A 21286-nucleotide genomic window follows, 5' to 3' on the forward strand; every position below is an offset into this window, starting at 1 on the left:
TAACATGAAACTCAAAGGCGCTATCCTGGCCGCGACCGCCGCACTGGCGGTGTCCGCGGCCGCACAGGCGGCGACGCTGGACGACGTGAAGAACAAGGGCTTCGTTCAGTGCGGCGTTTCCACCGGCCTCGCCGGCTTCGCATTCACCGACGCCAATGGCAACTGGGACGGCTTCGACGTGGCGTTCTGCCGCGCGACCGCCGCAGCGATCTTCGGCGACAGCGAAGCGATCAAGTTCACGCCGACGACCGGCAAGACGCGCTTCACGGCGCTGGCCTCGGGCGAGGTGGATATCCTCTACCGCAACACGACCTGGACGCTGAGCCGCGACGTCGACCTGAAGTTCACCTTCCTGGGCGTGAACTATTATGACGGTCAGGGCTTCATGACCCGCAAGGGTCTGGGCGTGAAGTCGGCGAAGGAACTGGACGGCGCGACCGTCTGCATCCAGACCGGCACCACCACCGAGCTCAACCTGGCCGACTTCTTCCGCGCCAACAACATGAGCTACGAGCCGGTCCCGATCGAGACCAACGCCGAGGCGCAACAGAAGTATCTGGCCAACGCCTGCGACGTCTATACCACCGACGCCTCCGGCCTTGCCGCGACCCGCGCCACCTTCGAGAATCCGGGCGAGCACATCATCCTGCCCGAGATCATCTCCAAGGAGCCGCTGGGCCCGCTGGTCCGTCACGGCGACTCGGCATGGGCCGACGTCGGCCGCTGGGTGCTGAACGCGCTGATCATCGCCGAGGAGAAGGGCATCACCAAGGCGAACGTCATGGAGAAGGCCGGGGGCACCGAAGACCCCGAGGTCAATCGCCTGCTCGGTACCGAAGGCAGCTATGGCGCAATGCTCGGCCTGCCGAATGACTGGGCCGTGAAGGCCATCGCCGCCAATGGCAACTATGGCGAGATCTTCGAGAAGTATGTCGGCGAAAGCACGCCGATCGGGCTGTCCCGCGGCCTGAACCAGTTGTGGACGAAGGGCGGTATTCTCTACGCTCCGCCGTTCCGCTAAGCGGTCCGGAAAAAGGCGCGCTCCTGAAAAGGGCGCGCCTTTTTTCTTATCCTATTGTTTAGTTTTTTTCAGGCTTGCCAAAGTTTTCGAGAGGGTGAGGCATGTCCGTGAGCGCCGATCGGCCGGAAGAGGGGTTCCGGTTCAGCCAGCTCATCTACGACACGCGCTACAGATCCTACACGATCCAGATCTTTGCGCTCATCGTGATCATGCTGGCGTTCGCCTGGCTGTTGAACAACGCAGTGGTCAATCTCGAACGGCTGGGAAAGACGTTCGAGTTCGGCTTTCTGTGGGAGACAGCGTCCTATGACATCAACCAGCGCCTGATCGACTACGACTCGACCTCGACCCACGGCCGCGCTGCGCTGGTCGGCATTCTCAACACCCTGCTGGTCGCCGTCCTCGGCTGCATCACCGCGACCGTCGTCGGCGTGATCGCGGGCGTGCTCAGACTGTCGAAGAACTGGCTCATCGCGCGTCTGATGACCGTCTACATCGAGAGCTTCCGCAATGTGCCGGTGCTGATCTGGATCCTGATCGTCGTCGCCGCGATCAACGAGACCCTGCCGCCGCCCGCCGCCTATCGGGGCGAGGACGGGATGTCGGGTTATCTGTGGGAATCCGTGTTCCTGACCAACCGGGGCTTCTACATTCCCATCCCGGTCTTCGGGGAGGGGTCCACGGTCGTCGTCGTCGGTTTCCTGATTTCATGCGCCGCGATCTGGTTCTTCACCCGCTGGGCGCGCAAGAGACAGGACGCCACCGGCCAGATCCCGCCGGTGTTCCGCATCAACCTGGCGCTGTTCTTCCTGCCCGCGCTGCTGCTCTATTTCATCGCCGGCATGCCGATCACGCTGGAAGACCCGGTGCTGCGGGGCTTCAATTTCCAGGGCGGCATCTTCATGCGCGACAGCCTGATCGGGCTGTGGCTGGCGCTGTCGATCTATACCGGCGCCTTCGTCGCCGAGATCGTCAGGGCCGGCATCCTCTCCGTCAGCAAGGGCCAGACGGAGGCGGCGTTCGCCCTCGGCCTCAGGCCCAACCGGACCATGAACCTGGTCATCCTGCCCCAGGCGCTGAGGGTCATCGTCCCGCCGCTGATCAGCCAGTATCTGAACCTGACCAAGAACTCGTCGCTGGCCATCGCCGTGGGCTACATGGACGCGACCGGCACGCTGGGCGGCATCACGCTGAACCAGACCGGCCGCGAAATGGAGACCATGCTGTTGCTGATGTCCTTCTACCTGGTCGTTTCGCTCAGCATCTCTGCGGTGATGAACGCCTACAACGAGCGCGTGAAGCTGAGGGAGCGGTAGGATGGTCCAGGAACACACCGCCCGCTTCGTCGCCGACAAGCAGATTCCGGCCGCCCCGCCGCCCAGGAACGAGTCGGGCGCCATCGCCTGGCTGCGGACCAACCTGTTCTCCGGCGTCTTCAACACCATCCTCACCCTGCTCGGGCTCTACATCATCTACCTTGTGGTGGTCGGGATAACCCCATGGCTGTTCCTCGATTCCGTATGGGATGCGAGTTCGCTCTCGAACTGCCGGGAGATCGACGACGGCGCCTGTCTCGCGGTCATCAACGAACGCTGGCTGCAGTTCTTCTTCGGCTTCTATCCCGACCATCTGCGCTGGCGGCCCTCGCTCACCTTCGCGCTGCTGTTCGCATCGCTCTATCCGGTGCTGTTCAGCTCGGCCCCGCGGAAGCTGCTTGTCCTCTCGGCGGCCTATCCGCTGATCGCCTACTGGCTGATCTGGGGCGGCAGCATCTGGGGCCCCGTCCTGGTCGCCGCGGCTCTCGGAATCGGGTTCCTGATCGTCCAGTACGGCTCGCGCGCCCTGGCGAACGTGATGGACGAAGGCGTGGCCTTCCTGACCTCCGTCGGGCTGGCCATCCTCGCCGCGGTGCTTTGGTGGTTGTTCCTTGTCGTGCCGCTCGACGACCTCCTGACCTCCATCGTGAACATCGGTCTGGAGCCGGTGGAATCGGCCCGGATCGGCGGTTTCCTGCTGTCGCTCATCCTCGGCTTCACCGGCATCGCGGGCTCCCTGCCCATCGGCATCTGCCTGGCGCTGGGACGGCAGTCCAACCTGCTGATCATCAAGGCGTTCTGCACCGGGTTCATCGAGTTCATCCGCGGCGTCCCGCTGATCACCCTGCTGTTCGTCGCCTCGGTCCTGTTGTCGTACTTCCTGCCGCCGGATACCGAGTTCGACCTGATCCTGCGCGTCATCATCATGGTCACGGCCTTCGCCTCGGCCTACATGGCCGAAGTCATCCGCGGCGGCCTCGCGGCGCTGCCGCGCGGTCAGTACGAGGCGGCGGATGCGCTGGGCCTGGACTACTGGAAGTCCATGCGCCTGATCATTCTGCCCCAGGCGCTGAAGATCTCGATTCCGGGCATCGTCAACACCTTCATCGGCCTGTTCAAGGACACCACGCTGGTGTCGATCATCGGCCTGCTGGACCCGGTCGGCATTCTCAATCCGATCCGCGCCGACCAGAACTGGAACGGCATCGTCTGGGAGCTCTACGGCTTCGTGGCGCTGTTCTACTTCATCTTCTGCTTCTCCATGTCCCGCTACTCCATGTATCTCGAGCGCAAGCTCGAGACGGGTCACCGCTAGGGAGTCCGAACCATGTCCGACCTGTCCATCGATCGCGAAGTCGACCGTTCGCAGATGAAGATCTCCGACGAGGTGGCCATCCAGATCGTCGACATGAACAAGTGGTTCGGCGACTTCCATGTGCTGCGCGACATCAACCTGACGGTCTACCGCGGCGAGCGCATCGTCATCTGCGGGCCGTCGGGATCGGGCAAGTCGACACTCATCCGCTGCATCAACGCCCTGGAGGAGCACCAGAAGGGCTCCATCGAGGTGGACGGCACGACGCTGTCCTCGGACATCAAGAACATCGACAAGATCCGCTCCGAAGTCGGCATGTGCTTCCAGCACTTCAATCTGTTCCCGCATCTGTCGGTGGTCGAGAACTGCACCCTGGCGCCGATCTGGGTCCGCAAGACGCCGAAGAAGGAGGCCGAGGAGGAGGCGCTGAAATACCTCGAGCGCGTCAAGATCGCCGACCAGGCCTACAAGTATCCCGGCCAGCTCTCCGGCGGCCAGCAGCAGCGCGTCGCCATCGCGCGGTCGCTGTGCATGAATCCGCGCATCATGCTGTTCGACGAGCCGACCTCGGCGCTCGACCCGGAGATGATCAAGGAAGTGCTCGACGTCATGGTCGATCTCGCCGAAAGCGGCATGACCATGATCTGCGTCACCCACGAGATGGGCTTCGCGCGCAAGGTCGCGAACAGGGTGATCTTCATGGACCAGGGCCAGATCGTCGAGCAGAACGAACCCGAGGAGTTCTTCACCAATCCGCAGAGCGACCGCACCAAGCTGTTCCTCAGCCAGATCCTGAGCCACTGATGGCCGCCCGGGTCCTGGCCTTCGCCGGCAGCATCCGCGCCGGCTCGATCAACCGCGTGCTGGCGCAGGCTGCGGCGCAGGGCGCCGGGGCGGCCGGCGCGGCGGTGACCTGGCTGGAGCTCGCCGACTATCCGTTGCCGCTCTACAATGGCGACATCGAAGCCGGCGAAGGCCTGCCCGAGACCGCAATGCGGCTCAAGGACATCTTCGACGACCACGACGCCCTGCTGATCGGCTGCCCCGAATACAACAGTTCCGTCACGCCGCTGTTGAAGAACACCATCGACTGGGTTTCGCGCCCCGTGGACGGGCGCGACCGCCTGCATGCCTTCACCGGCAAGGTGGCCGGGCTGGTCGCCGGATCGGGCGGTGCGCTGGGCGGCCTGCGCGGGCTGGTCCACGTGCGGGCCATCCTCGGCAATATCGGGGTGATCGTGCTGCCGGAACAACGCGCAGTCCCCGGCGCGCCGAAGCTGATCGAGGACGGGCGGGTGACCGACGAAGCGACCCGCGAGTCGCTTGAGGCGATCGGCCGCCGGGTCGCCGAGGTGGCCGGCGCGCTGAGGGCCTGACACCTCACTCAGGCATCGGAAAGGCGCCCCCGTCGCCTGCCGGCCAGGACGGCAGGTCCGGCTCCAGTTCGTAGTACGCGCCCTTGGTTGCGGTGAAGATATGACCCTGCAGCTTCAGGCCCGTCGCATCGTCCAGCGTGCCGGCGGCGATGGAGATGTGGGCGGCGTCGTCGCCCAGCCAGTAAAGCGTGGAGCCGCATTCGCCGCAGAACCCGCGTCCCGCGAAATCGCTGGCGCGGTACCATTTCAGCCCGCGGTCCTCGGTCATGGAGAAATGACGCCGGTTGACCGAGGCGGCGGGCAGATAATGTCCCGTGGTCTTGCGGCATTGCCCGCAGTGACAGGCAACGATGTCGCGGACCGGGCCGTCGATCCGGTAGCTGACGGCGCCGCAGAGGCATCCGCCGGTTCGTGTCGGGTGTTCGGACATCTCGCCCTCCTGCTGAACATGTTCGCGACATGTTCCGGCGTTCTGGCGAGACTGTCGAACGAAATGATCTCAGGCGTCACGCTAGTTCCGCTCACGAGAGACGGCGCCGGCGGGCTAGCTGAACATCCGCCTTGAACGCCGCCGGCGGGCGAGCAGGACCAGGATGAGGCCGGGCAGGCCGAGCACCAGCCAGGCCGGGGCCAGCAGGATATTGAGCATGATGGGGTCCCACAGGAACGGATGGACGTAGCGCTCCAGCCCCACCTGGGTCGCCCGCAGGCTGTCCCGGTCGATCCGCGCCCAGATCTCGCCGGTGGTCAGGATGGCCCATTCGCCGGCTTCCAGCGAATTGAGGATCTCCACTCCCAGCGCGGTGATTCCCGCCAGAAGCAGCAGATATCCAAGAATGCGCAGCACGATCATGCGTTCGGGGCTCCCGGAGGGGACGGGCGAACCCGCCTTTGACAAAGCCTCGCAAGCGGGGTGCGCCGCTGTCAACGCGTCTCCGCCGGCGGGCTATCGCGCTTCGGGGAATCTGGGCTAAGACTGCCCCCGGTCGATTTCGAGGAAACGGGAGTCCGCAATGAACGTGCTGGTCATCGGCTCGGGCGGTCGCGAGCACGCGCTTTGCTGGAAGCTGGCGGCTTCGCCGGTGCTGACGCGTCTGATCTGCGCGCCGGGCAATGGCGGCATCGCCGATGACGCCGAGTGCGTGGCCCTGGACGTCGCCGACCACGCGGCGGTGGTCGCTTTCTGCCGGGGTGAGGGGGTCGACCTCGTGGTGGTTGGACCCGAGGCGCCGCTGGTGGCCGGACTGGTCGACGATCTGGAAGCCGCCGGCATCAGGGCGTTCGGACCGTCGCGCGCCGCCTCCGAACTGGAGGCGTCCAAGGGTTTCACCAAGGACCTCTGCCGCCGTCATGGCATTCCCACCGGCGACTACGAACGCTTCACCGACGCTGCCGCGGCGAAGGCCTATGTTGCGGCGAAGGGCGCGCCGATCGTGGTCAAGGCCGATGGCCTCGCCGCGGGCAAGGGCGTGACCGTGGCGCAGAGCGTCGAGGAGGCGAACGCGGCTATCGACGAGGCCTTTGGCGGCCGCTTCGGCGCGGCCGGCGCCGAGATCGTCGTTGAGGAATATCTCGTGGGCGAGGAAGCCAGCTTCTTCGTGCTCACCGACGGCCGCAACGTGCTGCCGCTGGCGACGGCGCAGGACCACAAGCCCGTCGGGGACGGCGACACGGGCCCCAACACTGGCGGCATGGGCGCTTACTCGCCGGCGCCGGTGATGACGCAAGCCATGTGCGAGCGGGCCATGCGGGAGATCATCGAGCCCACGGTGCGCGGCATGGCCGAGGAGGGCCGGCCGTTCCGGGGGGTGCTCTACGCCGGGCTGATGATCACCGCCCAGGGTCCGAAGCTGATCGAGTACAACATCCGCTTCGGCGATCCCGAGTGCCAGGTGCTGATGGCGCGGATGAAGTCGGACCTGCTGCTGGCGATCCTGGCCACCGTCGACGGCGTGCTCGACAAGTTCGACCTGCGCTGGATCGACGACCCGGCGCTGGTTGTGGTGATGGCCGCGAACGGCTATCCCGGCGACGTGAAGAAGGGCGGCGAGATCCGCGGCCTGGCCGACGCCTGGGCGGTCGACGGCGTCACCGTCTTTCACGCCGGCACGAAGCGCGACGGCGACCGCTTCCTGGCCAGTGGCGGCCGGGTGCTGGGGATCACCGCCACCGGCCCGACGGTGACCGAGGCGCAGGCCCGCGCCTACCGGGCGGTCGACCTGATCGACTGGCCGGACGGCTTCTGCCGGCGCGACATCGGCTGGCGCGCGGTGGAGCGGGAAGCTAGAACGGGCCGAGTATCCGAGCAGACGACGCGCGGGGGAGGCGCGGCGACATGAATCAGATGAGCGAACTTTTTTCCGGCACCAAGGAAGTCGACGAGCGTTTCAGCTTCGACGAGGGCGCGCTGGAAAGCTATCTGCGCGAGCACGTCGAGAGCTTCGGCGGCGGACTTCAGGTGCGGCAGTTCAAGGGCGGGCAGTCCAACCCGACCTATGCGCTGCGCGACGACAGCGGCAAGGAATACGTGCTGCGCCGCAAGCCGCCCGGAAAGCTGCTGCCATCGGCGCACGCGGTCGACCGCGAGTACAAGGTGATCACCGCGCTGCACGAACACACCGACGTGCCGGCGCCGAAGACCTACTGCCTCTGCGAGGACGAAAACGTCATCGGCACGATGTTCTACGTCATGGACCTGGTCGACGGCCGCATCATCTGGGATCAGACCCTGCCCGACATTCCGAAGTCGGAGCGGGCGAAGTATTTCGACGCCATGAACGACGTCATCGCCCGGCTGCACAACGCCGACTACAAGGCCATCGGCCTGGAGGATTTCGGCAAGCCCGGCAACTACGTCGCCCGCCAGGTCGGCCGCTGGTCCAAGCAGTACAAGCTCTCCGAGATCGAGAAGATCGAGGAGATGGACCGGCTGATGGAATGGCTGCCGGAGAACATCCCCGCGACCGACGAGACGACCGTGATCCACGGCGACTACCGCATGGACAACATGGTCTTTCACCCGACCGAGCCGCGCGTCGTCGCCGTGCTCGACTGGGAACTCTCGACGCTGGGCGACCCGCTGGCCGACTTCGCCTACCACGTCATGAGCTGGCGCCTGCCCAACAGCCTGTTCCGCGGCATCGGCGGCGAGGACCTGGACGCCCTCGGCATCCCGCACGAGGACGAATATGTCGCCGCCTATTGCCGCCGCACGGGCCGCGAGCGGATCGACAACTGGGACTACTATCTCGCCTACAACATGTTCCGCATCGCCGCGATCCTGCAGGGCATCGCGGGCCGCGTGCGCGACGGCACCGCCGCCTCTTCGCACGCCGACGAGCAGGTGGCGCGTATCCGGCCCATCGCCGAGTTCGCCTGGGCGCAGGCGGAGAAGGTGATCAAGGCGGGGTGAGAGACGGCCTCTAACGCGCCGCTCTGGACGCCTCTCGCATGATGTAGCGGTTGCCGCGCTCCCAGGTGACGGTCAGGCCGTAGCGCGTGATGCGCCAGCCCTCCGGCCGCCGGACGAGATCGATGTCGTAATAGCCGCCGATGATGTAGTCCGGATCGGCCTTGGCGGCGCGGTAGCGGTGCAGCGCCTGCAGATAGGCGGTCAGGTGTGCCCTGTCGCCGTCGATCCGGTGGACGTGATTGCCGGTCAGGTGCTGGGTGACGTCGAGCCCGCCGACGGTCTTGCGCACGGCGTCGATCCACTCGGCCCGGCTGTAGCGGCCCTCGGCGCCGCCGAAGCCGGAGAAGTCGGTCTCGACCGGATCGTCGAAGACCTGCTCCAGCAGCTTGAAATCCCTGGTGTCGATGGCGGTGGCGTAGCGGTGCATCACGTCGCTCACCGCCATTCGTTCGGCCGCCTCGCGCAGCATGTCGTCGGTCATGTCGGTCCTCCCCTGTTTCGACCGGGACAGTATGGAAGCGCCGATTGCGTCGGGCCAAGGCTTTCCCTACAACCTAGCGACCCTCGAGAGCGCCCAACCGACGGAGCGACGTCCCCATGCGGCTTTCCCAGTTCTTCCTGCCCGTCCTCAAGGAGAATCCGGCGGAGGCGCAGATCGCCTCCCACCGCTACATGCTCCGCGCCGGCATGATCCGCCAGTCCAGCGCCGGCATCTATTCCTGGCTGCCGCTGGGCTTCCGGGTGCTGAAGAAGATCGAGCAGATCGTGCGCGAGGAACAGGACGCCGCGGGCGCCCTGGAAGTGTTGATGCCGACGATCCAGCCGGCCGATCTGTGGCGTGAGTCCGGGCGCTATGACGACTATGGAAAGGAGATGCTGCGCATCACCGACCGCCATGGCCGCGACATGCTCTACGGCCCCACGAACGAGGAGCAGATCACGGAGATCTTCCGCGCCGCCGCACGCTCCTACCGCGACGTGCCGAAGCTGCTCTATCACATCCAGTGGAAGTTCCGCGACGAGGTGCGGCCCCGCTTCGGCATCATGCGCGGGCGCGAGTTCCTGATGAAGGACGCCTATTCCTTCGATCTGGATTACGAAAGCTCCAGAAGAGCTTACAACAAGATGTTCGTGTCCTATCTCAGGACCTTCGAGCGCATGGGGCTGCACGCCATCCCGCTGCGCGCCGCGACCGGACCGATCGGCGGCGACCTGAGCCACGAGTTCGTCGTTCTGGCGGACACCGGCGAGTCGGAGGTGTTCTGTCACCGCGACCTGCTGGAATTCCGCGCGCCGACGGAGATCGACTATGACGGCGACCTGCAACCCATCGTCGACCGCTGGACGTCCATCTACGCCGCCGCCGACGAGATGCACGATCCGGCTGCGTGCCCGGTGCCCGACGCGGATCTGGTCAAGCGCCGCGGCATCGAGGTGGGCCACATCTTCCATTTCGGTTCCAAGTATTCGAAGCCCATGGGCGCGACGGTAACCGGCCCGGACGGGCAGGAGACCGAGCTGCAGATGGGCTCCTACGGCATCGGCGTCTCCCGTCTGGTCGGTGGCATCATCGAGGCCAGCCATGACGGCGACGGCATCATCTGGCCCGATCCGGTGGCGCCGTTCCATGTCGGTATCGTCAACCTGAAGGCCGGCGACGCCGATTGCGACGCGGCCTGCGAGGGGCTGGAGACGCAGTTCGCCAATGCCGGGCTGGAAGTGCTGGTCGACGACACGGACGAGCGCGCCGGGGCGAAGTTCGCCACCATGGACCTGATCGGGCTGCCCTGGCAGATCGTCGTGGGTCCCCGCGGCCTGAAGAACGGCGTTGTCGAGGTCAAGCGCCGCCGTTCCGGCGAGAAGGAGGAGATGAGCCTGGAGGCCGCGGTCAACAAGGTCGTGGGTTTCGAATGATGGCGTGTTCGTACTCTGACGAAGTTACCGTGCAGCCCGATCCCCGGGTCTCGCCTTGCTCGACCGGGGATGACAGTTCCGGTGCTCGCCCCCTCGACGTCATCCCCGCCGCCGCGGTCGCGGCGCGCGGGGATCGGGAGGCCTCCTAGATGTTTTCCGCCTTCGAATGGATGATCGCCGTCCGCTACCTTCGCGCCCGCCGCGCCGAGGGTTTCATCTCCGTCATCGCCTGGTTCTCGCTGGTCGGCATCGCGCTCGGCGTCGCCACGCTGATCATCGTCATGGCGGTGATGAACGGATTCCGCACCGAACTGCTGGACCGCATCCTCGGGCTGAACGGCCATGTCTCCGTGCTCTCCTACGAGCAGCCCATCGAGGACTACGAGAGCCTGGCGGACCGCATCCGCGGGATCGAGGGGGTGGTCAGCGCCGCGCCGCTGGTGGAGGGCCAGGTCATGGCGACTGCCGGCGGTGAGGCGCGCGGCGCGGTGGTGCGCGGGCTGAAGCTCGACGACATCACGGCCCACCAGGCGTTGTCGGGCAAGCTGGTGGCGGGCGAACTCGCCAATCTGTCCGAACCGGGCACCGTGATGGTCGGCTTCCGCCTGGCCGAGCGCTTCGGCCTGCAACTCGGCGACCGCATCACGCTGATCTCGCCCAAGGGCTCGTCGACCGCCATGGGCTTCGTGCCGCGGCTGGCGACCTACCGCATCGGCGCGATGTTCGAGGTCGGCATGTACGAATACGACTCGAGTTACGTCTACATGCCGCTGGACCTGGCGCAGAAGTATTTCCGCACCGGAGAGGGGGTGACGGGACTGGAGGTCGTGGTGGCCGACGCCGACCGCGCCACGATGCTGGCCCAGGAGATCCACCGCGAGATCAGCAGCGACCGCAATCTGCGCGTCTTCGACTGGCAGCAGGCCAATGCCAGCTTCTTCACCGCGCTGCAGGTGGAGCGCAACGTGATGTTCCTGATCCTGACGCTGATCATCCTGGTGGCGGCGTTCAACATCATCTCCAGCCTGATCATGCTGGTGAAGGACAAGGGCCGCGACATCGCCATCCTGCGCACCATGGGCGCGACCCGGGGCGCGATCCAGCGCATCTTCTTCATCGCCGGCGCCTCGATCGGCGTGGTCGGTACGCTGGCCGGCTTCACGCTGGGCGTCGTCTTCTGCCTGAACATCGACAGCATCCGGCGCGGCCTTGAGAGCCTGACCGGCACCGAGCTGTGGTCGCCGGAAATCCGCTTCCTTTCCCAGATACCGGCCCGGATGGAGACCGGCGAGGTGGTCATGGTGCTGATCATGGCGCTGGTGCTCTCCTTCCTCGCCACGATCTACCCGGCCTGGCGGGCGGCGCGCCTCGATCCGGTGGAGGCGCTCCGCTATGAGTGATCCGGCGCTGCGACTGGACGGCGTCACCCGCACCTTCCGCCAGGGCGGGAAGGCGCTGGAGGTACTGCGTGGCGCCTCGCTGGAAGTCCGGACCGGCGAGATCGTCGCCCTGGTCGGCCCGTCCGGCGCGGGCAAGTCGACGCTGCTGCAGATCGCGGGTCTGCTGGAAAAGCCCGACGGCGGCGACGTCGTCATTGCCGGCCAGTCGGCGGCGGGGCTGAACGACGACCGCCGGACGGCGATGCGCCGGACCCTGTTGGGCTTCGTCTACCAGTACCACCACCTGCTGCCGGAGTTCACCGCAGCGGAGAACGTGATCCTGCCCCAGATGATCGCGGGCAAGAGCCGCAAGGAGGCGGCGGTGCGGGCCGCGGAACTGCTGGGCCAGATGGGCCTCGCCGAACGCGGCGACCACCGCCCGGCGCGGCTGTCGGGCGGCGAGCAGCAGCGCGTCGCCATCGCCCGCGCGCTGGCCAATCTCCCGGCCGTCCTGCTGGCCGACGAGCCGACGGGCAATCTCGACCCAGGCACCGCCGGCCGGGTCTTCGATCACCTGGTCGAAGTCGCCCGCGCCGCCGGCACCGGCGTCCTCGTCGCCACCCACAACCTCCAGCTCGCCCGCCAGATGGACCGCGCGGTGCTGATGGAGGACGGCGTCCTTCGGGAGGCGGCATTGTGAGAGAACATGGGTTGACATAAAGAGAACATAAAAGAAACATATGCCTCCAACGCAGCAGGAGGAGGCGATGATGGAATGGATGAGGGATCTCGGCGCGCTGGCCGCGCTGGTCGGAATCTGGGGCGTGCTGGCGGCCTGGACGCAGATGTTCGGCGCACTGTCCGGCATCGGCTGAGCGGAAGCGGGACGGACCCGGGCGGCGAGGCGCCGACGGTCCTGTCCACAGCTTCGTCCACAGCAATCTTGCAAACGGGGGACGAATGACGCCCGCCGCATGGGGACTTGGACGCCGCGGTCTGGGACAATGGACGCGCGGCGGCCGATTCTCCGGCAGGGCACGGGGGGCGGCCGCGCGGGTTCTGATCGGGCGGCAGCGGAGAGAGTTCGGCCATGGCGCATGCGGAGTTCGTGCATCTGAGGACGCACAGCGCCTATTCCCTCGCCGAGGGCGCGATCCGGCTCGGCGACCTTGCCGGGGCGGCGGCGAAGGCCGGCATGCCCGCGGTGGCGGTCACCGACACCAACAACCTGTTCGGCGTCATGGAGTTCTGCCCGGCGGTGGCCGGGGCGGGGGTGCAGCCGATCATCGGCTGCCAGCTTTCGGTCCAGTACGGCTGGGACAGCCGCGCGCCGGCGGGCCAGCAGCGGCCGCTCTTCGCGCCCTTCGTCCTGCTGGTCCAGAACGAGACCGGCTACATGAACCTGATGGCCCTGGTTTCCGCGGCCTTCCTCGAATCCGATCCGATGTTCTCGACGCATCTGCCGCTCGGGGCCATGGAGGGCCGAGCGGACGGGCTCATCGCGCTCACCGGCGGGGCGGGGGGACCGCTGGGACGGATGCTGGCCGACGGCGACGCCGCCGGCGGACGCGCCTGGCTTGCGGAGATGAAGGCCCGTTTCGGCGACCGGCTCTATGTCGAAATCCAGCGTCATGGCGAGACCGAGGAGGACCGGGTCGAGGAACCCATGATCGACCTCGCCTACGATCTCGACCTGCCGCTGGCGGCGACCAATGACTGCTATTTCCTCGACAAGGACATGTACGAGGCGCACGACGCGCTGATCTGCGTCGCAGAAAGCGCCTATGTCGGCCAGGAAGAGCGGCGGCGGCTGACGCCGGAGCACCGCTTCAAGTCGGCCGAGGAGATGAAGGCGCTGTTCGCCGACCTGCCCGAGGCGACGGCCAATACCCTGGTGATCGCGAAGCGCTGCGGCTATGCGGCGCCGAAGCGTGACCCGATCCTGCCGGGTTTCGCCACCGAGGGCGGCCGGGCCGAGGCCGACGAACTTCGCGCCATGGCCGAGGCGGGGCTCACCGAACGGCTCGCCTTCATGCGCGAGCAGGGTCATGAGCCCGACGAGACCGTCTACCGGGAGCGGCTGGACCGGGAACTGGGGATCATCATCTCCATGGGCTTCCCGGGCTACTTCCTGATCGTCGCCGACTTCATCCAGTGGGCCAAGGCGCAGGAGATTCCCGTCGGCCCGGGCCGTGGTTCGGGCGCGGGCTCCCTTGTCGCCTATGCGTTGACCATTACCGACCTGGATCCATTGCGTTACGGGCTGCTGTTCGAGCGGTTTCTCAACCCTGAACGCGTGTCCATGCCGGACTTCGACATCGACTTTTGCCAGGACCGGCGCGACGAGGTGATCGAGTACGTTCAGGCCAAGTACGGCCACGACAAGGTCGCCCAGATCATCACCTTCGGAAAGCTGCAGGCCCGGGCGGTGATCCGCGATGTCGGTCGGGTGCTGCAGATGCCCTATGGCCAGGTCGACCGCATCTCCAAGCTGGTGCCGGCCAATCCGGCCAATCCGGTGACGCTCGGCCAGGCGCTGGAGAGCGAGCCCAGGCTGCGCCACGAATACGACTCCGACGGCTCGGTGCAGTACCTGGTCGACATGGCGCTGAAGCTGGAGGGGCTGTACCGCCACGCCTCGACCCATGCCGCGGGCGTCGTCATCGGCGACCGGCCGCTGGAACAACTCGTGCCGCTCTACCGAGACCCGAAGTCCGACATGCCCGTCACCCAGTTCTCGATGAAGTACGTGGAATCCGCGGGGCTGGTGAAGTTCGACTTCCTGGGGCTGAAGACGCTGACCGTCCTCGACCGCGCCATCGCCCATGTCCGCGAGGGCGGCCGGCCGGACTTCTGCCTGGCCGACATCCCCGAAACCGACGAGCGGACCTTCGAGATGCTGGGGCGCGGAGAGACGGTGGGCGTGTTCCAGCTCGAAAGTTCGGGCATGCGGGATGTGCTGCGGCAGATGAAGCCCGACAAGTTCGAGGACATCATCGCCATCGTCGCCCTCTACCGGCCGGGCCCGATGGACAATATCCCGACCTACATCTCCACCAAGCACGGCCGGGAGGCGGCCAGCTATCCGCACCCGATGCTGGAGCCGATCCTGGCCGAGACCTACGGCATCCCGGTCTATCAGGAGCAGGTGATGCAGATGGCGCAGGTGCTCTCGGGCTACAGCCTGGGCGAAGCGGACCTGCTACGCCGGGCCATGGGCAAGAAGATCAAGGCCGAGATGGACGCCCAGCGCGAGCGCTTCGTCGAGGGCGCGGCGGAGAACGGCGTCACGGCCGAGAAGGCGGGCCAGATCTTCGAGCTGATCGAGAAGTTCGCCGGCTATGGCTTCAACAAGTCCCACGCCGCGGCCTACGCCCTGATCGCCTGGCAGACGGCCTGGCTGAAGGCGAACTATCCGGCCGAATTCCTGGCCGCGTCGATGACCCTGGATATGGGCAACACCGACAAGCTGGATGTCTTCAAGCGCGAGATGAAGCGCCTGAAGATCCCGCTGCTGCCGCCTGCGGCAAACCACTCGGAGGTCGCGTTCTCGGTCGAGCGCAACCGCGACCTGACCGTCGCCGGCATCCGCTACGCCCTGGCCGCGATCAAGAATGTCGGCCGCGACGCCATGGGCGCCATCGTCGCCGCACGGCGCAAGGACGGGCCGTTCGCGGACCTGTTCGACTTCGCCGTGCGTACCGCCGGCTCGGCGCTGAACAAGCGCCAGACCGAGAATCTCGCCCGCGCCGGCGCGCTCGACGAGCTGGACCCGAACCGCCGCCGGGTGCTGGCGTCCGTGGATATCCTCGCGCGCTACGCCCAGCAGCAGGCCGAAGACCGCGCCAGTGGCCAGATGGGCCTGTTCGGCGGCGGGGGCGGTGGCGGCGGCAATGCGGACCGGCCGCCCCTGCCGGCGGTCGAACCCTTCGACGACCTGGAGCGGCTGGCCGAGGAGCGCGGCGCGATCGGCTTCTACCTATCCGGCCATCCGCTGGACGACTACCAGCAGAAGCTGGCGCAGAAGGGAGTCTCCCGCATTGACGAACTGCCGGCGATACTGGGCGAGACGCAGAAGACCAACATCGCCCTGGCCGGCACGATCTCGGCGGTGCAGATCCGCCGCAACGCCAAGGGCAAGGCCTTCGCCTTCATCGGCTTCTCCGATCCCAGCGGCGAATGCGAGATTCTCTGCTTTTCGGAGGCGCTGAACCGCCATCGCGACGAGATGGAGGCGGGGCGCAACGCCGTCTTCTATGTCGACATCCTGCGCGACCGCGACGAACCCACCCTGGCGCTGAACAAGATGGCGGACCTGGACGGCTATGTCGCGGATGCGGAGGCGGGCGCACGCATCGTCATCGCCGACAGCTCGGCGCTGCCGCCGATCCGCGCCACGCTGGACCGGGCCGGGCCGGGCAAGGGCCTGATCCGGCTGGTGATGCGGCCCCAGGACCGGACGCGGGAACTGGAGCTGGAAGTCCCCGACGGCTTCCGTATCGACCGCGCCGTCCGCCAGTCCCTGAAATCCATGCCGGGCGTGGTCGACGTCCGCGAAATCTGAGACGCAGTTTCTCGCCCGCGCAGCTTGCATTTGCCGGCCCGGCGGCGTATGACCCGCCGCGATCACACACGCGGGTTCAGGGCGCGCGGACAGAAAGCCCCGCCGTCCCTTCCGGTGTCCGGGAACGATCCGGACCACACCCGCGGAGGCGAAACCGGATCAAAAGGAGCATACAGGCCATGGCATTGCCTGATTTCTCGCTGCGCCAGCTTCTCGAAGCGGGCGTTCACTTCGGCCATCAGACCCACCGCTGGAACCCGAGGATGGATCCCTTCATCTTCGGTTCGCGCAATGGCGTCCACATCATCGACCTGTCGCAGACCCATCCGATGCTGCACCAGGCGCTGAAGACCATGCGCGACATCGTCGCCGGCGGCGGCCGTGTCCTGTTCGTCGGCACCAAGCGGCAGGCCTCCCAGGCGGTGGCCGATGCCGCCGGGCGTTGCGCGCAGTTCTACGTCAACCATCGCTGGCTGGGCGGCACGCTGACCAACTGGAAGACCATCTCCCATTCCATCCGCCGCCTGCGCGAACTGGAAGAGCTGCTGGTGCAGAGCGAGACCGGCCTGACCAAGAAGGAGCTGCTGCAGCTCACCCGCGAACGCGACAAGCTCGACCGGGCGCTGGGCGGCATCAAGGAGATGGGCGGCCTGCCCGACGTCATGGTCGTCATCGACACGGGCAAGGAGAAGATCGCCGTGGCCGAGGCCCGCAAGCTGGGCATCCCGGTGATCGGCATCTGCGACACCAACGCCGATCCCACCTTCATCGATTATCCCGTGCCGGCGAATGACGACGCCCTGCGCGCCATCAACCTCTACTGCGAACTGTTCAGCCAGGCCGTGCTCGACGGCATCCAGGCGGAGATGAGCGCGGGCGACGAGGATGTCGGCGAGCTCGAAAATCCGATTGTCGACATCCCCGTCGAGGAGACCGGCGCGAGCGAGGCAGGCGAGGGCACGGGCCACGAGATCGAGGGCGGCGCCGACGAGACCACCGGCGACAAGCCTGCGGGCGAGGTCCCGGCCGCCGACGAACCCGAGACGCCGGCGCCCAAGGAGGGCGAGGAAGGCGCGGAGAACCTTGTCGAGAAATCGAAGGAAGCCTGAGCCGCAGTCTTCTGCGGGAGCGGCGTTGGCGCCGCGGTTCAAGCGGACAGGAAATCAAGGAAAGGGCTGAACAATGGCTCAGATCACGGCATCGCTGGTCAAGGAACTGCGTGAGAAGACCGGCGGCGGAATGATGGACTGCAAGAAGGCGTTGCAGGAGACCGACGGCGATCTGGAGGCGGCGGTCGACTGGCTGCGCAAGAAGGGGCTTGCCGCCGCCGCCAAGAAGGCCGGCCGTACCGCGGCCGAGGGCCTGGTCGGCGTGGCCACCGAAGGCAGTGAAGGCGCGATCGTCGAACTGAATTCGGAAACCGACTTCGTCGCCCGCAATGACAGGTTCCAGGCGCTGGTCAATGAGATCACCGCCATCGCGCGGGCGAAGGACGGCGATCTGCAGACCGTGCTCGGCGCGGACTTTCCGGGCACCGGCCGCACTGTCGAGGAAGAACTGACCAACGCCATCGCCACCATCGGCGAGAACATGAGCCTGCGCCGCACGGCCGCACTGAAGGTCGAGAACGGCGTCGTCTCCAGCTACGTCCACAACGCCGTGGCGCCGGGCCTCGGCAAGATCGGCGTTCTGGTGGCGCTGGAATCGACCGGCGACGCCGCGAAGCTGGACCAACTCGGCCGCCAGGTGGCGATGCACGTCGCCGCCGCGAACCCGCAGTCGGTCTCGCCGGCGGACATGGACCAGGACATCGTCGAGCGGGAGCGCTCGGTGCTTCGCGAGCAGGCCCTGGCCTCCGGCAAGCCCGCGGAGATCGTCGAGAAGATGATCGAGGGCCGGATCCGCAAGTTCTACCAGGAAGTCGTGCTGCTGGAGCAGACCTACGTGATCGACCCCGACAACACCGTCGGCAAGGCCCTGAAGGCGGCGGAGGCCGATGTCGGCGCGCCGATCGCCGTCACGGCCTTCATCCGCTTCGCCCTGGGCGAGGGGATCGAGCGCGAGGAAAGCGACTTCGCCGCCGAGGTGGCCGCGGCCACCGCGAGCTGATTCCGGCGGGGGCGGTGCTGCGATGACGGACGCGTCTCCATGGCGGCGGGTTCTCCTGAAATGCTCGGGAGAGGCCCTGATGGGCGAGGGCGCGTTCGGCATCGACTTCGCTGCGCTTGACCGGATCGCCGGCGACATCGCCGAGGTCCGCGATCTTGGTGTGGACGTCGCGGTCGTCGTCGGCGGCGGTAACCTGTTCCGCGGCGTGCGCACTGCCGCGCAGGGCATGGACCGCGCCAGCGCCGACCAGATGGGCATGCTGGCCACCGTGATGAACGGTCTGGCCCTGGCCGACGCGCTGGAGCGCCGGGGCGCTCCGGCGGTGGCGATGTCGGCCATTCCGATGCCCACCGTGTGCGCCGCCTACACCAGACGCGATGCGGTCGCCGCGCTCGCGGCCGGCAGCGTCGTTGTCTCGACGGCGGGCACCGGCAATCCCTTCTTCACCACCGATACGGCCGCCGCGCTGCGCGCCGCGGAACTGGGCTGCGACCTGCTGGCCAAGGGCACGCAGGTCGACGGCGTCTACAGCGCCGATCCGAAGACCGATCCGTCGGCGACCCGCTTCGATCGGCTGAGCCATGACGAGGTGATCGCGCGGGATCTGAAGGTGATGGACATGGCCGCCATCGCGCTGACCCGCGAGAACCGCATTCCGGTCATGGTTTTCGATCTCCATGAGGCGGGCGGCTTCGCGGCGGCATTGACGGGCCGGGGACGGTCGACAACGATCACCGATCAGTGAGCCGCCCGGCAAGGGCGACGGGCAGCGGGAGGGCCAGATGGCAGAACTCGACATTGACGACATGAAGCGCCGCATGGCCGGCGCGGTCGATGCGCTGAAGAAGGATCTGAGCGGACTGAGGACCGGCCGCGCCTCGGCGGGGCTGCTCGATTCCGTGACGGTGAAGGTCTACGGCAGCGAAATGCCGCTCAACCAGGTGGCGACGGTCAACGTGCCCGAGGCGCGCATGCTTTCGGTCCAGGTCTGGGACCGCAACAACGCCGGCGCCGTCGAGAAGGCGATCCGCGAATCGAATCTCGGCCTCAATCCGGCCGGCGAGGGCCAGATCATCCGCGTGCCGATCCCGGAGCTGACCGAGGAACGCCGGCGCGAATACACCAAGGTCGCCGGCCAGTATGCCGAACAGGCGCGTGTCGCGGTGCGCAATATCCGCCGCCATGCCATGGACGAGCTGAAGAAGCAGGAGAAGGACGGCGATATCAGCCAGGACGACCATCGTCTCTACGCCGACGAGGTCCAGACCGATACCGACCAGACCATCAAGGAGATCGACCAGCTTCTGGAGCAGAAGCAGCAGGAAATCATGCAGGTCTGATCCCGGATGGCCAACCCCGAACCCCGCATGGAAGCCGCGCTGCCGCCGCGTCACGTGGCCATCATCATGGATGGCAACAGGCGCTGGGCGAAGGCGCGGGGCCTGCCGCGGCTGGAGGGGCATCGCCGGGGCGCCGAGGCCGTGCGCGCGACCGTGCGCGCCGCCGCAGAAATCGGCATCGAGTACCTGACCCTGTTCGCCTTTTCCTCGGAGAACTGGCGGCGTCCGGCCGAAGAGGTCGACGATCTGATGGGTCTGCTGCGCCATTACCTGCGGCGGGAACTGGCCGAACTGCACCGCAACGACGTGCGGGTTCGCGTGGTGGGCGATCGTGAGGGCCTTGCCCGCGACATCCAGGCCCTGATCCAGCAGGCCGAGGAGACGACGCGCGGCAACACCCGGCTGGACCTGATCATCGCCGTCAACTACGGCGGCCAGGCGGAGATCGTCCATGCCGCGCGCCGGCTGGCCGGGCAGGCGGCCCGCGGCGAGATCTCGGCCGAGGATATCGACGAGGACATGATCCGCGCCGGTCTCTACGCCCCCGACGTGCCCGATCCCGAACTGCTGATTCGCACCAGCGGCGAACAGCGGCTCAGCAATTTCCTGCTCTGGCAGGCGGCCTATGCGGAGCTCGTCTTCGACGACGTGCTGTGGCCGGACTTCGACCGCGAGGCGCTGGAGCGCGCCCTCGCCACCTATGGCTGCCGCGATCGCCGGTTTGGCGGCCATATTGGCTAGAATCCCGCGCGGCCTCCGGGTTCGTATCGTCTCGGCGCTGGTGCTGGCGCCCGTCGCGCTGGTGATCATCTATCTGGGCGGCGTCGTGTGGCTGCTCATGGTCGCGGGCGTCGGCTGGCTGGTCCATCGGGAGTGGCGCACGGTGACCGGCGCGCCCGGGCTCGTTGGCTCGCTGGCAATGCTTGCGCTGACCTGGGCCGGGGCGGTGGCCCTGCACTACGGCGACGCCGACCTCGGCTGGGGGCTGGCCGGTCTCGGCTTCGTGGCGGCGGTGCTGGCGGCGCTGGGCGGCCGCGGATCGCCATTGTGGGCAGGCGCCGGCGCGGCCTATGTGATCCTGCCGACTCTGGCGCTGGTGACGGTGCGCGAGGTCGGACCGGAATCCGTGATATGGTTGTTCCTCGTGGTCTGGGCCACGGACACCGGCGCCTATCTGGCAGGCAGCCAGATTGGCGGGCCGAAGCTCTGGCCCAGGGTGAGCCCCAACAAGACCTGGGCCGGCGCGCTGGGCGGCGCCCTGATCGGCGCCGCGGCAGGCGCATTGCTGGTCTGGCTGGCCGGGGAGGACGAGGCCGTGGGAGCGGCGCTGGTCCTCGGCGCGGTGATCGCGGTGGTCGCCCAGTTGGGCGACCTGGCGGAGTCGGCCTGGAAGCGTCACTTCAAGGTCAAGGATTCCGGCGGTATCATACCTGGTCATGGCGGCGTGATGGATCGCATCGACGGTCTCATCGCCGCCGCCGTCGCCCTGGCGGTGATCATACGGCTTGACGGAGTATCGATTTGACGGTTGCCGAGCCCA

At 67.0% G+C, this 21286-nt stretch carries 20 protein-coding genes; 17 read left to right on the top strand and 3 right to left on the bottom strand.

Translation table 11 applies throughout. The annotated features are described in order from the left end of the window. Positions 1 to 4: 4 nt before the first annotated feature. From TEF_10895 to TEF_10915, 5 genes are all read left to right on the top strand, one after another. Positions 5 to 1021, top strand: a complete 1017-nt coding sequence (locus tag TEF_10895) for an amino acid ABC transporter substrate-binding protein (protein ANK81244.1) — start codon at positions 5 to 7, stop codon at positions 1019 to 1021. A 101-nt stretch (positions 1022 to 1122) separates the two neighbouring features. Continuing rightward, on the top strand, positions 1123 to 2337 hold the full coding sequence (locus tag TEF_10900) for an amino acid ABC transporter permease (GenBank protein ID ANK81245.1): 1215 nt from the start codon (positions 1123 to 1125) through the stop codon (positions 2335 to 2337). A gap of 1 nt (position 2338) precedes the next feature. Then, complete coding sequence (locus TEF_10905; GenBank protein ID ANK81246.1) at positions 2339 to 3652, top strand: amino acid ABC transporter permease; 1314 nt, start codon at positions 2339 to 2341, stop codon at positions 3650 to 3652. A gap of 12 nt (positions 3653 to 3664) precedes the next feature. Further along, the gene (locus tag TEF_10910) at positions 3665 to 4456 is read left to right on the top strand and encodes an ABC transporter ATP-binding protein (GenBank protein ID ANK81247.1); all 792 of its coding nucleotides are present in this window, start codon (positions 3665 to 3667) and stop codon (positions 4454 to 4456) included. Continuing rightward, positions 4456 to 5028 carry a hypothetical protein gene (locus TEF_10915; GenBank protein ID ANK81248.1) on the top strand — a complete coding sequence of 191 codons (573 nt, stop codon included), beginning with the start codon at positions 4456 to 4458 and terminating at the stop codon, positions 5026 to 5028. Before TEF_10910 ends, TEF_10915 begins: the two co-directional genes overlap by 1 nt. Positions 5029 to 5032: 4 nt before the next feature. Here the strand turns inward: TEF_10915 and TEF_10920 are convergent, their stop codons facing one another. Together TEF_10920 and TEF_10925 are read right to left on the bottom strand one after the other, a co-directional pair. Then, a complete protein-coding gene (locus tag TEF_10920; GenBank protein ANK81249.1) occupies positions 5033 to 5458 on the bottom strand; it encodes a hypothetical protein in 426 nt (141 codons plus the stop codon). 114 nt (positions 5459 to 5572) lie between these two features. Continuing rightward, the gene (locus TEF_10925; GenBank protein ANK81250.1) at positions 5573 to 5881 is read right to left on the bottom strand and encodes a hypothetical protein; all 309 of its coding nucleotides are present in this window, start codon (positions 5879 to 5881) and stop codon (positions 5573 to 5575) included. A gap of 160 nt (positions 5882 to 6041) precedes the next feature. On the opposite strand from TEF_10925, the gene TEF_10930 reads away from it, so the two are divergent. Both TEF_10930 and TEF_10935 read left to right on the top strand, forming a co-directional pair. Continuing rightward, complete coding sequence (locus TEF_10930) at positions 6042 to 7367, top strand: phosphoribosylamine--glycine ligase (protein ID ANK81251.1); 1326 nt, start codon at positions 6042 to 6044, stop codon at positions 7365 to 7367. Continuing rightward, positions 7364 to 8440: an aminoglycoside phosphotransferase gene (locus TEF_10935; protein ID ANK81252.1), complete on the top strand. Its 1077-nt coding sequence runs from the start codon at positions 7364 to 7366 to the stop codon at positions 8438 to 8440. The genes TEF_10930 and TEF_10935 overlap by 4 nt, the downstream gene beginning before the upstream one ends. A gap of 10 nt (positions 8441 to 8450) precedes the next feature. Here TEF_10935 and TEF_10940 read toward each other — a convergent pair whose 3' ends face one another. Further along, positions 8451 to 8921 (bottom strand): hypothetical protein, encoded by a 471-nt coding sequence (locus TEF_10940; protein ANK81253.1) that lies wholly within the window; start codon positions 8919 to 8921, stop codon positions 8451 to 8453. A 116-nt stretch (positions 8922 to 9037) separates the two neighbouring features. On the opposite strand from TEF_10940, the gene TEF_10945 reads away from it, so the two are divergent. From TEF_10945 to TEF_10990, 10 genes are all read left to right on the top strand, one after another. Then, entirely contained in the window at positions 9038 to 10354 is a 1317-nt protein-coding gene (locus TEF_10945) for a proline--tRNA ligase (GenBank protein ANK81254.1), read from the top strand. 149 nt (positions 10355 to 10503) lie between these two features. After that, on the top strand, positions 10504 to 11754 hold the full coding sequence (locus TEF_10950) for a multidrug ABC transporter substrate-binding protein (protein ANK81255.1): 1251 nt from the start codon (positions 10504 to 10506) through the stop codon (positions 11752 to 11754). Next, positions 11747 to 12433 (top strand): ABC transporter, encoded by a 687-nt coding sequence (locus TEF_10955; GenBank protein ANK81256.1) that lies wholly within the window; start codon positions 11747 to 11749, stop codon positions 12431 to 12433. Before TEF_10950 ends, TEF_10955 begins: the two co-directional genes overlap by 8 nt. Positions 12434 to 12823: 390 nt before the next feature. Beyond that, complete coding sequence (locus TEF_10960) at positions 12824 to 16297, top strand: DNA polymerase III subunit alpha (protein ID ANK81257.1); 3474 nt, start codon at positions 12824 to 12826, stop codon at positions 16295 to 16297. Positions 16298 to 16476: 179 nt separating this feature from the next. Next, positions 16477 to 17406, top strand: a complete 930-nt coding sequence (locus TEF_10965) for a 30S ribosomal protein S2 (GenBank protein ANK81258.1) — start codon at positions 16477 to 16479, stop codon at positions 17404 to 17406. Between the two features lie 73 nt (positions 17407 to 17479). Next, positions 17480 to 18406 (top strand): translation elongation factor Ts, encoded by a 927-nt coding sequence (locus TEF_10970; GenBank protein ANK81259.1) that lies wholly within the window; start codon positions 17480 to 17482, stop codon positions 18404 to 18406. 22 nt (positions 18407 to 18428) lie between these two features. Beyond that, on the top strand, positions 18429 to 19151 hold the full coding sequence (locus TEF_10975; GenBank protein ID ANK81260.1) for a UMP kinase: 723 nt from the start codon (positions 18429 to 18431) through the stop codon (positions 19149 to 19151). 37 nt (positions 19152 to 19188) lie between these two features. Next, entirely contained in the window at positions 19189 to 19746 is a 558-nt protein-coding gene (locus TEF_10980; protein ANK81261.1) for a ribosome recycling factor, read from the top strand. A 6-nt stretch (positions 19747 to 19752) separates the two neighbouring features. Next, positions 19753 to 20487, top strand: coding sequence for a di-trans,poly-cis-decaprenylcistransferase (locus TEF_10985; GenBank protein ANK81262.1), 735 nt, complete (start codon positions 19753 to 19755; stop codon positions 20485 to 20487). Continuing rightward, the gene (locus TEF_10990; GenBank protein ANK81263.1) at positions 20447 to 21271 is read left to right on the top strand and encodes a hypothetical protein; all 825 of its coding nucleotides are present in this window, start codon (positions 20447 to 20449) and stop codon (positions 21269 to 21271) included. Before TEF_10985 ends, TEF_10990 begins: the two co-directional genes overlap by 41 nt. Positions 21272 to 21286: the final 15 nt, after the last annotated feature.

The organism is Rhizobiales bacterium NRL2, from assembly GCA_001664005.1.
In the GTDB taxonomy this organism is placed as follows: domain Bacteria; phylum Pseudomonadota; class Alphaproteobacteria; order Minwuiales; family Minwuiaceae; genus Minwuia.

What these genes read in the sequence shown, in the direction of transcription:
- TEF_10895 (ANK81244.1), top strand. Translation starts at nt 5, where the DNA reads ATGAAACTCAAAGGCGCTATCCTGGCCGCGACCGCCGCACTGGCGGTG.
- TEF_10900 (ANK81245.1), top strand. Translation starts at nt 1,123, where the DNA reads ATGTCCGTGAGCGCCGATCGGCCGGAAGAGGGGTTCCGGTTCAGCCAG.
- TEF_10905 (ANK81246.1), top strand. Translation starts at nt 2,339, where the DNA reads ATGGTCCAGGAACACACCGCCCGCTTCGTCGCCGACAAGCAGATTCCG.
- TEF_10910 (ANK81247.1), top strand. Translation starts at nt 3,665, where the DNA reads ATGTCCGACCTGTCCATCGATCGCGAAGTCGACCGTTCGCAGATGAAG.
- TEF_10915 (ANK81248.1), top strand. Translation starts at nt 4,456, where the DNA reads ATGGCCGCCCGGGTCCTGGCCTTCGCCGGCAGCATCCGCGCCGGCTCG.
- TEF_10920 (ANK81249.1), bottom strand. Translation starts at nt 5,458, where the DNA reads ATGTCCGAACACCCGACACGAACCGGCGGATGCCTCTGCGGCGCCGTC.
- TEF_10925 (ANK81250.1), bottom strand. Translation starts at nt 5,881, where the DNA reads ATGATCGTGCTGCGCATTCTTGGATATCTGCTGCTTCTGGCGGGAATC.
- TEF_10930 (ANK81251.1), top strand. Translation starts at nt 6,042, where the DNA reads ATGAACGTGCTGGTCATCGGCTCGGGCGGTCGCGAGCACGCGCTTTGC.
- TEF_10935 (ANK81252.1), top strand. Translation starts at nt 7,364, where the DNA reads ATGAATCAGATGAGCGAACTTTTTTCCGGCACCAAGGAAGTCGACGAG.
- TEF_10940 (ANK81253.1), bottom strand. Translation starts at nt 8,921, where the DNA reads ATGACCGACGACATGCTGCGCGAGGCGGCCGAACGAATGGCGGTGAGC.
- TEF_10945 (ANK81254.1), top strand. Translation starts at nt 9,038, where the DNA reads ATGCGGCTTTCCCAGTTCTTCCTGCCCGTCCTCAAGGAGAATCCGGCG.
- TEF_10950 (ANK81255.1), top strand. Translation starts at nt 10,504, where the DNA reads ATGTTTTCCGCCTTCGAATGGATGATCGCCGTCCGCTACCTTCGCGCC.
- TEF_10955 (ANK81256.1), top strand. Translation starts at nt 11,747, where the DNA reads ATGAGTGATCCGGCGCTGCGACTGGACGGCGTCACCCGCACCTTCCGC.
- TEF_10960 (ANK81257.1), top strand. Translation starts at nt 12,824, where the DNA reads ATGGCGCATGCGGAGTTCGTGCATCTGAGGACGCACAGCGCCTATTCC.
- TEF_10965 (ANK81258.1), top strand. Translation starts at nt 16,477, where the DNA reads ATGGCATTGCCTGATTTCTCGCTGCGCCAGCTTCTCGAAGCGGGCGTT.
- TEF_10970 (ANK81259.1), top strand. Translation starts at nt 17,480, where the DNA reads ATGGCTCAGATCACGGCATCGCTGGTCAAGGAACTGCGTGAGAAGACC.
- TEF_10975 (ANK81260.1), top strand. Translation starts at nt 18,429, where the DNA reads ATGACGGACGCGTCTCCATGGCGGCGGGTTCTCCTGAAATGCTCGGGA.
- TEF_10980 (ANK81261.1), top strand. Translation starts at nt 19,189, where the DNA reads ATGGCAGAACTCGACATTGACGACATGAAGCGCCGCATGGCCGGCGCG.
- TEF_10985 (ANK81262.1), top strand. Translation starts at nt 19,753, where the DNA reads ATGGCCAACCCCGAACCCCGCATGGAAGCCGCGCTGCCGCCGCGTCAC.
- TEF_10990 (ANK81263.1), top strand. Translation starts at nt 20,447, where the DNA reads ATGGCTGCCGCGATCGCCGGTTTGGCGGCCATATTGGCTAGAATCCCG.